Raw genomic sequence first — 13,141 nt, 5'->3', positions numbered from 1 at the left:
GCACCCAACCATGTTCCCGCCTTGAGGAAGATGGCAACCACCCTGGGACCGTTCGGTGCGCTGAGTGGCGCGCCTCGCCTGAGGCACGTGGGTGAGGGGCGGCCTGCCCCTCACCCACGCAGGAGCGTGTGTCAGCTGATCTGCTGGAAGTTCTTCCAACCGCCGATGCCGACTTCGACGCCGGCGCCTTGGACGTTGGAGTAGAAGTAGAGCTTGCCGTCGCCACCGGTGGACCACAGGTCGGGTTTGCCGTCACCGTTCGTGTCGGGGACCGCTGTGAACAGGGGCCGATAGGCGGGGGTCCAGCTGGTGCCGATCACCGTGGCGCCGGGGCCGTACCCGAGCCCCTCCCCGTTGGGGCCGGTGCCCTGGTACTGACGGAGCTCGCCGTTGCTCTTGCTGCGGGCGATCACATCGACGCGGCCATCCCCAGTGCGGTCGCCCGGTGCGGCGAGGTCGTAGCTCGACCAGGCGCCGTCGCCGATGAGTACGGGGGCGCGGTACTCGTCCAGGGAGAAGCTGTCGGAGCCGTAGTAGAGCCAGAGCTGGTCGCCGGTTTTGACGAGCAGGTCGGTGTGGCCGGGGACGTCGATGGTGCCGTCGCCGTTGGTGTCCAGGGGGCCGTCGACGTCGCCGATGGCCAGGATCTGGTCGGCGTTGGACCAGTGGTTGTCGGCGGGGTTGTAGACGTCGAGCTGCTGCTGGTCGTACAGGCAGGACCGGGAGGCGCCGTCGGCCTGTTCATTGCGTGCGGTGCAGGCGTAGCCGACACCGTTGTTGGGGAAGACCTTGAGGATCTTGCCATCGCCGCTGGGGATGAGGCCGACGAGGTCTTCGAAGCCGTCGGTCGTCCAGTCGCCGCGGTGGGTGACGGAGGCGCCGCTGAAGTCCGTGTTGCTCGCGACGGCGGAGGCCCCCGCGTATCCGTTGCCTTGGCCGGGGTAGAGCCAGAGGGCGCCGTCGGTGCGTACGCCGTAGAAGTCGGCTGTGCCGTCGCCGTTGAGGTCGCCGGGCTTGTCGGGGGTGGCTGGGCTGTTGGCGTAGAAGCGGTAGGCCGTACCGTCCGAGCGGTTGCCTGCGCGGTCCAGGCTCCGGACACCCAGTGCGTGTGCACCTGCGGATGGCGGAGTCAGCTTGATGTTCACCGATCCGCCGACCGCAGCCGGGCTTGCGGTACGGACCGTGGGATCCCAGTCGCTCCAGTACTCGTACTTGGCCACATCACCGACGTTGCCGCTGGAGAGGGTGAAGGCACCCTCAGTGCGGGCCTGGCCGGTCTGGGAGGGCCAGCCCTCCGACCCGTCGGGGTACTGACTGGAGGTGACGCCGGGCGGGTTGCTGGGGCGGGTGCCGTCGAACTGGAAGTGGCACTCGTTCGCCCAGGGACTGCTGAGCGGGCCGGACTGGGTCTGGGCCTGCCAGCTGAAGGTGGTCGTGCCGGTCAATCCGGCGTTCTTCATGAGCTGCGCGAGTCTGTCCTTGGTGACCACCAGTTTCGCACCCCGTCCGGAGGTGACGTCGACGGTGGTGTTGACCTCGTTGGCGGCGCCGCCGTGACCGGTGGGCCAGAGCTCGAAGTGCGCTTTGACCGTGCCGCCGTCAGGGTCGGAGAAGGTGCCGCCGAGGGTGATGTCCGTGTTGCCGATGATGGTGAACGGCGCGTTGGCTCCGCACTGCGCGCCGCTGTCCGGCTGGGTGTGGAGGCCGCCGGGCTTGTTGGGGTAGGTGTCGTAGTCGGTGCTGAGCAGTGCTGTGCCGACGTCGAGCTTCTTCCATGCGTAGACGTCGTCCTCATCGGCTGCCCGCAGGCCCAGCGTCATGTTGGGCAAATGCCGGTTGGCGGCCTCGACGGCCGCCGAGGTGACGTCGAAGGCGAGGTTGCCGGCCGGGCAGTCCGCGCTCCAGCCCTTGGCGTCATCGACACGATTGAGGTAGCGGGCCCAGGACGGCTGGTTGTTCCAGGTCGTCGAGGACGAGATGGATCCCGTGAACCAGGCTTCCACCTTGCGGTCCTCGCACGACCAGGACCACGTGTTCTTGATCCGGAACGTGGACTTGATGATGCTCTTCCGCGTGTTCCACAGCTTGTCGGTGTCCATCTGGAAGAACGAGCGGGCCAGACCGTTCGTCTCGTTCTCATAGCCGACCCGGGCAGTGGAGGTCGAGGACCCGGAGCCGCCCCAGCCCTTGCCGTTGTAGAAGGAGCTGTTCGGGTACATCTTGTACGCCATCGTCCACGCCTCGCGGGAGCCGTCGACAGGCGGGTCGATGTACACGGGATACGTAGTGTTCTTGCCGGTCAGCAACGACTGGTCCGGCGCCAAAGTGACTGTGTCGCCTGCCACGGTCAGCGGCATCGCACTCTCCTGGGCCCCGTGTCCCGGTTCGAATTCATCGGTCGGCACTGGCGGGGTGGCTGTTTCGGTTGCCGATGCCGGAAGCCGTGCGCCCGGCTTGGATGCGAAGCCGGAGCCCGAGCCGCCCGTTGTTGACGTGGAGCTATCCCACATGAGCGGGACCGGCGCCGTGAAGACCTCTTGTCCCGCAGGGTTCAGCGCACGCAGATTGCCGTGCTCATCCGCAGAGACGCTTACGCCACTGGTGGAGAGCTTGAATGTGAGGCTCTTCAGCGCCGGATTGGCTGCTGCTTCAGCAGACTTGACCACAAGCAGCTGGCCGAATCCAGTAGACGCGGCCCGCAGTTTCAGATCTACCCCCGGCAGTACCTCCGGGTAGGTCACACTGTCATCCACAACGGTCGGCTTGGGCAGCGGGGCCGACCACGACAGCGACATGCTCCGCCCGTCACGGATGATCGTAGCCAGCGGACCGCTCCCACCGCCGGAGAACTCCAGCCCTACCGACGTCGCCTTGGGAACAATTCTTCCGTCTGCCGTTGCGTGAAGAGTCGGGTCTATATCCACCAACTTGTTGCCCTGCCGCACCCGTTGAGCGATGACGGACTGCTCCTCGGTGAACGATCCTGACGGATTGGCGAACACTTGCCTCGTCTCGGTACGCAGGGAAGGCAGTTCCACCCGCTCACCGGACGTGGCTGCCTCGGCGAGGGCGCGCGTTTCTTCGTTATCAGCCGTTTTAGAGTCGGCCAGAGAGTGGGCCTGCCGTGGTGCGGCTGCAGCGGATTGCGGAATTAGAGCCGCAATGGAGACGGTGACTATAGCTGCGGAAAGCGCGGCCCCCCGCGCTCTTTTTCTTCCTCGGGCTATCCGATATCCCATGCCGATCATTCCCCTCCCGGATTCGGTCACATTCAACATTAGATCGCCTGGGGCGGGTGGGGCGAGTGGTTACGGTGTCGTGTCGCGCGGTCGCCGCTCCCGAAGGGTCAAAGTGGCCTGTATGGAGCGCAAGACAGCGGCACATTCCGGACCTTCAGGATCGAATCCCTTATGTCGCTGCCATGAATGCGGCTTAAAAATAGGCACTGAATCCGATATTCCATCAAGGGTGATGTGAGTGCACTGCTATCGTCCTTTGATTGCTGTGATCTATCTGTCAATCTAGGTGGGGATCTGCACATGCCACGGGGTGGGAGAATCAGGGCAAGACGCAGTGGGGGATGGGTGCAGAGCACCTCGGTCTTCCTTGCTGTCTTATTGTTTTCCGGGCTGCTGGGCGGGCCGGTCGCGGCTGCGGCGGAGTTGAATCTGCTGAGCCTGAAGAAGCCGGATCCAGTGCCCACGAAGGCGGTGAAAGCCCGCCCGGACTCCCGGACGGACGAGGCGGCCCGCCATGCGTGGAAGAAGCCGCCGAAGGTGGCGTGGCCTGAGCCCGGTATCGCGAAGGCCGACCTGACCAAGCCCGTTAAGGCCCAGGCGGGTTCGCTGCCGGCTCGGCTGAGCCGGGGTGCGGCCGCAGGGAGCCTTGCAGAAGCTCAGGTCCAGATCCTGGACCGTGCGACCACTGAGAAGTTGGGCGTCGATGGCGTCGTTCTGGCCGTGCGCCCCACCAAGGGCGTGAAGGGCGACGTCGATGTGCAGGTCGACTATTCCGGTTTCCGAGATGCGTACGGTGGTGACTGGGCATCTCGGCTGACGCTGCGACAGCTCCCCGGGTGCGCTTTGGTCACTCCCGTGGCGAAGAACTGCGGCACAGGACGCGTCCTGAAGACCGCCAACAACACCTCGGACGCCACGCTGACTGCCTCCGTCGAGCTACCGGCACCCGACGGCACCGCGTCCAACCCTCAAGCCCCTGTGGCGAAGGCGCCCGCAGCCCTGCACTCGGCCACCGGCCTCTCGGCGGCACAGGACACGGTGCTGCTGGCGGCAACGGCCGGCCCGTCCGGAGCCTCCGGTGACTTCAAGGCGACCTCGCTGGCGCCGTCCGCGTCCTGGTCGGCGGGCGGCAACAACGGCGGTTTCTCCTGGACGTACGACATCAAGGTCCCGGAAGTCCCGGGCGGCCTGGAGCCGGACCTCGATCTCTCGTACTCCTCGCAGTCGATCGACGGCCGGACCGCGGCCACCAACAACCAGGCCAACTGGATCGGCGACGGCTGGTCCCTCGATCCGGGGTATGTCGAGCGCCGCTACGTCTCCTGCGTGGACGACACCACGGGCAGCAACACCACCGCCAAGGTCGGCGACCTGTGCTGGAAGAAGGACAACGCCGTCCTCAACCTCGGCGGCAAGACCAACACCCTGGTCAAGGACGACACGACCGGGGAATGGCACCTGCAGAACGACGACGGCACGCAGATCGAGAAGTTAACCAGCAGCACCATCAACAACAAGGACAACGACGGCGAGTACTGGCGGGTGACCACGCCCGACGGGACCCGCTACTACTTCGGGTACAACCACCCCAACGGCTGGGCCGCCGGCAAGGACGAGACCAACTCGACGTGGACGGTGCCGGTGTACGGCAACCAGTCCGGCGAGCCCTGCCACGCCGCTGCGTTCGCGGACTCCTGGTGCCAGCAGGCCTGGCGGTGGAACCTGGACGCCGTCATCGACCCGCACGGCGATGCCATCACGTACTACTGGGCCAAAGAAGCCAACTCCTACGGGCGCAACGTCAACGCCACCACCGGTGCCTCCACGGCCACTGCGTACGACCGCGGCGGCTACCTCAAGCGCATCGAATACGGACTGCGCGCCGGCGACTTCTACGGCAAGGCCGCGGCGAAGGCCGAGTTCGGCGTCTCCGAGCGGTGCCTGACCGACTGCGCGACCTTCGACAAGAACCATGCCCCCAACTGGCCGGACGTCCCGTTCGACCAGTACTGCGCCACGGGAACCGAGTGCAAGGACAAGTACTCGCCCTCCTTCTGGACACGCATGCGCCTGACCACCATCGACACATCAGTGCTGGTCGGCGGCGCCTACAAGCCTGTCGACTCCTGGGCGCTCACCCAGCAGTTCCCCGCCACGAACGACGGCACGACACGCGCGATGTGGCTGGCCTCCATCACCCGCACTGGACACACCGGCACAGGCGACGCCTCCCTGCCACCCGTCACATTCAAGGGGCAGCCGCTCGCCAACCGCGTCGAAGGCGCGACCACCGGCGGCAACGCCGACCCGGTGCCCCAGATGATCCGCTACCGCGTCTACGGCATCGACACCGAGACCGGCGGCACCATCGGCATCACGTACTCCGCCGCCGACTGCAAGGCAGGGGACGTACCGAGCCCCTCGTCCAACGCCAGACGCTGCTACCCGGTCATGTGGTCACCGCCGGATTCCCCCGGCGACAACTACGAGCCGTACCTAGACTGGTTCCACTCCTACGTCGCCACCCAGGTGCTCGAGCAGGACAACACCGGCGGCGCGCCCGCCAAGGAAACCGACTACGCGTACCTCGACGGCGTGTCCTGGGGCAAGGACGAGGACGAGTTCACCAAGTCCAAGTACCTCACCTACGGCAGCCGCCGCGGCTACGGGCGCGTCCAGGTCCGCAACGGTGCCGGCTCGGACGCCAGGACACTGCGGGAGTACCGCTACTTCCGCGGCATCGACGGTGCAGACGTCAAGGATCACGAGGGCGTCGCGGCCACCGACCATCCGGCCTTCGCCGGCATGGCCCGGGAGGAGGCCACGTTCAACGGTGACGGCGGCAAGCTGCTCTCCACCACGGCCTACGCTCCGTGGCATTCCGCCGCGACCGCCACGCAGGCCCGAACCGGCCTGTCGGCGATGAAGGCGTACGTCACCGCCGCCGGTTCGGAGAAGTCCCGCACCCTGGTGGGCTCGGGCTGGCGCACCACCGAGACCGATCGGACCTTCGACGGCAACGGCCAGATCCTGACCGAATCGCGGCTCGGCGACACCACCAAGAGCGGCGATGAGGAATGCACGACCACTACCTACGCGAAGAACACATCGGCGAACATCCTCGACCTCATCGCCGAAACCCAGACCGTCGCCGTCGCCTGTGACACCACGCCGTCCCTGCCCGACGACCTGATCGCCACCAAGCGGAACTTCTACGACGGCGCCGGCTCGCTCACCGCCGCGCCCACCGCGGGCGACGTCACCCGCCTGGACGAGCAGGACGACACCGGCACCGGCTACCTCACCACCAAGACCCGAACCTATGACCAGTACGGCCGCGTGCTGACCGAAGCCGACGCCCTCGGCAACACGACCACCACCGCCTACACCCCGAAGACCGGCGAAGCGCCCACATCGAGCACCGACACCAACGCGCTCGGCCACACCACGACCACCGAGCACGACCCGGCACGCGGCGTCACCACCGGGACCGTCGACCCCAACGGCAAGCGGACCGACGTCACCTACGACGGCCTCGGACGGGTGCTGAACGTGTGGAAGCCCGGCTGGGCCAAGGCCGCTCACGCCACCCAGCCGTCCGCGCAGTACAGCTACAACATCTCCCAGACCATGCCGAGCTCGGTGACGTCCAAGACGCTCAAGCGCGACGGAAGTTACGCCGCGTCGTACACGATCTACGACGGCCTCCTGCGCCAGCGTGAGACCCAGTCGCCCGCCACAGGTACCCAGGACAGGATCGTCACGGAGACCCTGTACGACACCCGCGGCTGGACGAGGAAGACGTACTCCGCCTACTACACCTCGGGCGCCCCCTCGACGACCCTGGTGGCCGCAGCGGACAACACTGTTCCCGCAGCAACCCAGAATCTCTACGACGGAACCGGGCGTGTGACCGACGCGATCGCGGTCAAGTTCGGCGACGAGCAGTGGCGCACCAAGACCGCCTACGACGGCGATCGCACCACCGTGATCCCGCCGTTGGGCGGCACTGCAGGCACGACGGTCACGGATGCTCTCGGCCGTACCACCGAGCGCATCCAGTACACCAACGCAGACCGCTCCGCCTCCCAGACGACCACCTACACCTACGGCAAGCAGGACCAGCCGGAGAAGATCACTGATCCCGCCGGAAACGAGTGGACGTTCAGCTTCGACGCACGCGGCCGGCAGATCAAAGCCGATGACCCGGACAAGGGCTTGTCCACCGTCTCGTACGACAAGGCAGACCGGGCCGTGAGCAGCACGGACGCCCGCGGCGTCACGCTCACCAGCGGTTACGACAAGCTCGGCCGCAAGATTGAACTGAAGCAGGGCGCGACCACTCTGGCGACATGGACCTACGACACGGTTGCAAAGGGGCAGTTGACCAGCAGCACCCGCTACGTCGGCGGCGCCGAATACACCACCGCCAACGGCGGATTCACCGACAGCTACCAGCCGACGTCCACGACGGTCAGCATCCCAACGACGGCCGGCGGCCTCGCGGGCTCCTACACCTGGACGTACGGCTACAACAACCAGACGGGCCTGCCGGACTGGACGCTTCACCCCGCGATCGGCGACATCCCCTCCGAGCGCGTGACGACCAACTACAACAGCGACGACCTGCCCATCCGCACCAGCCGGGCAGGCGTGGTCCTCGCCGCCAACACCACCTACGACGTGTACTCGCGTCCGGTGCGCACCGAGTTCGGCGACGTGGGCAAGAAGGTCTACAAGAGCCAGGCCTACGACGAGTTCACCGGCCGCATGATGCGACAGACCACCGACCGCGACCTCGCGCCTCAGCGCATCGACGACACCTCGTACAACTACGACCCGTCGGGCAACGTCACGGGCATCACCACCGCCAGCGGCCAGGACACCGCGAAGAGCACAGACACCCAATGCTTCACCTCCGACGCTCTGGGGCGTCTCACCGAGGCTTGGACGGCCACCGCGGACTGCACCGCAGCGCCCTCGTCGGGCACGGTCGGTGGTCCGGACGCCTACTGGCAGACCTACGGCTACGACGCGATCGGCAACCGCACCAAGCTGACCGAGCACGGAACCGGGACGCAGGCGGGCTCTGACGCCGTCACCACGTACACGCAGCCGGCCGCCAAGACAGGTCTTCCGCACGCCGTGCAGCAGGCCGACGTCAAGGGCGGCACGCACGACGGCCAGACCAGCACCTTCGCCTACGACAAGGCGGGCAACACCACCCAGCGGAAGATCGGATCCGACACCCAGAACCTCACCTGGGACGCCGAGGGACACTTGGCCACGCTCACAGAAGCAGGCAAGACCACCAGCTACCTTTACGACGCCGACGACGACCGGCTGATCGCCAAGAACGCCGACGGCACCAGCACCCTCACCCTCCCCGCGGGCAACGAGCTCAAGCTCAACACGGACGGGTCCAAGGCCGGCACCCGCTACTACACCCACAACAGCGAAACCGTCGCCGTCCGCACCGGCTCCGACATCTCCTACCTCTTCTCCGACCGCCAGGGCACCGCCCTGACCGCAGTGGCCGTCGGCTCGCTCGCCATCACCCGACGCAAGCAACTCCCCTTCGGCCAGGACCGATCCACCCAAGCCGGAGCCTTCCCCGGCACACGAGGATTCGTCGGCGGCACCACCGACCCCACCGGACTGACCCATCTCGGCGCCCGCGAGTACGATGCGGCACTGGGCAGGTTCATCTCGGTCGATCCCCTGCTGATCACCGATGACCCGCGCCAGCACAACGCCTACGCCTACAGCAACAACAACCCGGTCACCTTCTCCGACCCGACCGGTGAGCGACTGGAGGAATGCGCAAGCGGCCAGTACACCTGCACCCACGGCGGCACGCGGCCGACCGGCTACGGCAAGAACTACGAGATGATCACCCACGGGCGCGGCGGCACGTTGGCCCCCGACTACGTCCGCTACAAGCAGCGCATGCAACGCGCGTGCCACCACGACCCGGACTGCAAGAGCTGGGACGGCAGCCACCGCGGCAACGCCGCCCGAGCCAAGGAACGAGCCGCAGCCGAAGCAGCGCGCAAGAAGGCGGAAGCGGAGCGCCGCAAGAAGGACGGCATCTTCGGCAGCTTGATGAAGGGTCACTTCAGCGACGCCTGGGACAGTAGCGGAGGAAAGGTTGTTTCTGGTGTCGCGGACGCAGCGCAGGCGATAGGAGCGAGGAATTTGACCCAATTCGCCATCGGTGTTGGCTCAGGTTTCATCGCAGGGATCGCAGCCGGTGCAGCGTGTGCAGGAACGGCAGGTCTAGCATGCGTGGTAATCGCTGGCGCGGTGATCGGTTCTTTGACTGCAACGCCAGCGAACCTAGCTGTAGACAAAGCTTTCGGCCATAAGACCACAGGGCCCGAAAGTGTTGGCTACCTGGCAAGTAACAGCGTTCGAGGAGGATTCCAAGGAGCCTTCAGGGCACTGACAGGGCAGGGACCAGCAACGTACTACTTCGGACAGGCCTGGAATAGGCTCAGGCGGAGATAGCCTGATCGTGACTCATGTAGACGAGGTGTGGGCTCCGGCCAGTGCAACCGGCCGCAGCCCACACCTCAGAGCAATCAAGGTGGGAAGTGGATGAGATTTTCATTTGAGCGAAAGCTTCAGGTTTCCCCTGTCGCCTGGATTTCCCCCATCACGGATGGGAGCGAGTGCGCGTACGCGGAGACTCCGCTCGGCCGCGTATCTGTGACGCGTTCGGCATCGACGAAATCCCCCTCACGGTCGGCGACCGGAGGGACTCTTGAAGACTGGAGGATTTCGCTCGACGGGGAAGCGCTATGCGAGTTCTACGGCCTATCCGCACCACACCATTCCTTGAGTAGGCAAATTCGATCAGGTGTAGATGGCGTGGTCCGTGGTGCACCTTGTCGCCTTACAGCTGGGCGAGCAGTCTCCCCCAAGCGTCGATTTGTGAAATTCTCATTCCCCGAGGCGAACGACATGGAGTTTCGAGGGAATTTCTGGGGCGCCCAATTGGAGGATATGCCAGACGCGCGACGCCTTGCCTTTAAGTCCAAGGGGGGCTGGACTGTCGAAGATGGAAATCTTCACGCTTTAGCCGCGATCTCCATATTTGAAATGGCGGGGCTGGATCAATTCTTCCGAAACCCATTGATTGATGGCTTCTAGTGCTCCAACCGAAGACCAAAGGCCGATTTGGCGACACTGCAAATCGAAAGAACAATGAAGGACTGGTTGTTCCAACGGCATCCCCTACCTTCCAGCTTAATCGACCAGACGGAAGGCAGGGACCCGCTCTCATTTCTCGGCGCCTCACGGAATTCCCGTGTGCGAAATCACTTGGATCGAAGTGGGGTCGAAGCATAGTGACTGAGCGGTCGTATCCGCGGGTAATGAAGAATTGGAGCAACCCTCCTGTATCTTGCTCAGATGATGAGTGGGTCTCTCAACGCGAAGCTGCGAAGCTGCTTGGAATATCGCTCGCGCGGGTGGGCTGGCGTATCGCGTGCGGGTATCTAATTCCTGCCGATAATAGCAGCGGCGCAGCAGGTGTTACACGGTTAAGCATCGACAAGGATCGAGAATGGATTGCCGAGGCTTCCTGGCGCAGGAAGGCATGGCGTGTGACCACGGGGATAGTGCGTTGGATTTAAGCCATGCACCTCGCCCACCCGGCGCTTGACGCTACTGCGGTCCTCCTCAGCCAGATAGCTCTGTCGGCGGCGGGAATTGGAGCGCCCTGACTAAGGGCTGTTCCGCGAATACGTCTGGTGTCGCTCCTGGAGCTCGTGACCGGCTGGGCGGTCGAAGTGGTGATACTGCAGGAGGCTGCTCCTGCTCCCGGGTCTGCCTCGGGCTGACCAGTTGGCAGCACTCGCCTCAGCAGCCGCCATCAGCCTCGATAGTCTGTTCTAGTGGCCGATGCTTCACTGAGATTCATGATCGACGCCGATCACGGGCAGTTCTATGTCCAGGACCTTGACCCCTATGGCGCGTGGATCGCCGAACACGCGACGGACCCTGACCTGGCACCCGCCGGCTGGACGAACGAAGCGGTCTACGTCCATCGCATCGGCGTTGAACCGCACTCGATCTCCGTCGGTACAGCCCGGGACGACATGGTCGAGTCGTCGATCACCGTTCACGCCTGCGCGCCGACGACGGACCCGACGGCCGAGCACATCGTGGAAACCGACCTCGACGCCCCAACTGGGCAGCTCACCATGTCCAGCCCTGGGACCGATGCCACCGACGGGCCGAGCCTGCCTGTTCCCGCTGGACTGCTACGGGTCCGGGTCTCCTACGTTCCAACCGGACCACCACCGTGCGACACCAATAGGGGCCCCGGTGACCACTTCCTGTATCAGGTAGATCTCTGGCCATCCGACCAAGCTCATGGACTCGTCATCGTCAAGCAGGGGCCAGAAATCTGGGCAGGATAGGTACTCGACTAAACCCTGGCACCTGGGGGATCCGTGTGAGGCTCCCGCCGTGACTGGTGTGATCACGGCGTCGCAGCCGTCCTGAACAGTCCCGTTCACCGGGTTGAGCCCCCGCCGTTTCGGCACGCTGGTGGCACAGCTGCGGCACGAAGGAGCTGACGCGGTCCGAAGAGGCCGGCCGTGGAGCCTGCCGCTGGAGAACCGGGTGCTGCTGGTCACGGCTTACCGGCGCACCAACTTGACGCCGCGACAGCTCGCACCACTGTTCGGCGTCTCAAAGTCCGCGGCTGACCGCATCATCAGCCACCCCGACCCTCTGCTCGCGCTCAAGCCCCGCAGCCGGTTCCGCAAGAGCACCGTGCTCATTGTGGACGGAACCCTGGTCCCCACCCGCAACCACACGGTGGCCGAGCATTCGAAGAACTATCGCTACTCCACCAACCACCAGGTCGTCATCGACGCCGACACCCGACTCGTCGTCGTGGTCGGCCGACCGTTACCCGGAAACCGCAACGACTGCAAAGCGTGAGCACTGTCCGGAGCCAAGGACGCCGCCGACCGCACAACCGTGATCGCCGACGGCGGCTACCGCGGCACCGCCCTGATCACCCCGCACCGCCGCGAGCGCGGGCAGAACGAACTGCCTACCTGGAAGGAAGAGCACAACGCCTCCCACCGCCAGGTCCGCGCCCGTGTCGAGCACGCCTTCGCCCGCATGAAGACCTGGAAGATCCTCCGCGACTGCCGCTTGAAGGACGACGGCGTCCATCACGCGATGAGTGGAATCGCCCGCCTGCACAACCTCGCCCCTGGCCAACAGGCGAGCAGAGCGGGCTGCAGCCAATCACGGTCGCCCGAAGATCTTTACGGGACAAGCCTTGGGCCCATCCGTTGGTCGGTTGAGTCCCAGCTGAAGTCCGATTTGCGCGGGGACAGGTCGTTGGCAGCGGACATGGCCAAACATGTCCGCAGCTGCTCATAGCGCCGTGCTTCGCCCGTAGCCACAACGGTCCGTCTGTCCCGTCCGCGACCTGTGGAGTCGAAACCTTCACATCTCTACACCTGGCGGGCGCGTACTCCGTCAGGCCCCACAGTTTCGCAGATGTACCGTCCAGCGGCCGTGGTGGACACACCGAACCCGGCCCCTACCTGAGTGAGGTCTCGTTCTTGCGCAGATGTACGAGCACGAGCAGGCAGCTGGAACCAACCAAGCCTTAGCCAGCGGGTGTTCAGTTCACGCCGTCGGGTTCAGGAGACCTCTCAGACATGGTGCGGGTGCATGCAGAACACCAGCACGAAAACCAGGAGCCTCACCTCGTCACGGCCAGACTCCAACCCAACGCGCCACAGCTCACGCAGTGTCAACTAGTACTGCAACGACACTCCGTGATGTCCTCTGCGTTTGTAGTGGCTGATCCGGGCTTGGGCCTGGCTTCTTCTGCGCCATAGCGACCAGGCAATGACGTGCTGGAC

At 65.1% G+C, this 13,141-nt stretch carries 4 protein-coding genes and 1 pseudogene; 4 read left to right on the top strand and 1 reads right to left on the bottom strand.

The window, feature by feature from the left end; genetic code table 11:
- Positions 1-131 precede the first annotated feature (131 nt).
- The gene (locus IE252_RS10060; protein ID WP_229848184.1) at positions 132-2,357 is read right to left on the bottom strand and encodes a DNRLRE domain-containing protein; all 2,226 of its coding nucleotides are present in this window, start codon (positions 2,355-2,357) and stop codon (positions 132-134) included.
- 1,227 nt (positions 2,358-3,584) lie between these two features.
- Here IE252_RS10060 and IE252_RS10055 point away from each other — a divergent pair.
- From IE252_RS10055 to IE252_RS10040, 4 genes and pseudogenes are all read left to right on the top strand, one after another.
- Positions 3,585-9,749, top strand: coding sequence for an RHS repeat domain-containing protein (locus IE252_RS10055; protein ID WP_229848182.1), 6,165 nt, complete (start codon positions 3,585-3,587; stop codon positions 9,747-9,749).
- A gap of 426 nt (positions 9,750-10,175) precedes the next feature.
- Entirely contained in the window at positions 10,176-10,394 is a 219-nt protein-coding gene (locus tag IE252_RS10050) for a hypothetical protein (protein WP_190089004.1), read from the top strand.
- 770 nt (positions 10,395-11,164) lie between these two features.
- Positions 11,165-11,668, top strand: a complete 504-nt coding sequence (locus IE252_RS10045) for a hypothetical protein (RefSeq protein WP_190089003.1) — start codon at positions 11,165-11,167, stop codon at positions 11,666-11,668.
- 103 nt (positions 11,669-11,771) lie between these two features.
- Positions 11,772-12,476, top strand: a pseudogene (locus IE252_RS10040) (transposase); the annotation flags it as partial.
- Between the last annotated feature and the right edge of the window lie 665 nt (positions 12,477-13,141).

Origin of the sequence: Streptomyces melanogenes, assembly GCF_014649795.1 — a bacterium.
GTDB classification, from domain to species: Bacteria; Actinomycetota; Actinomycetes; order Streptomycetales; family Streptomycetaceae; genus Streptomyces; species Streptomyces noboritoensis.
This window is presented reverse-complemented; position numbering and strand designations above follow the sequence as displayed.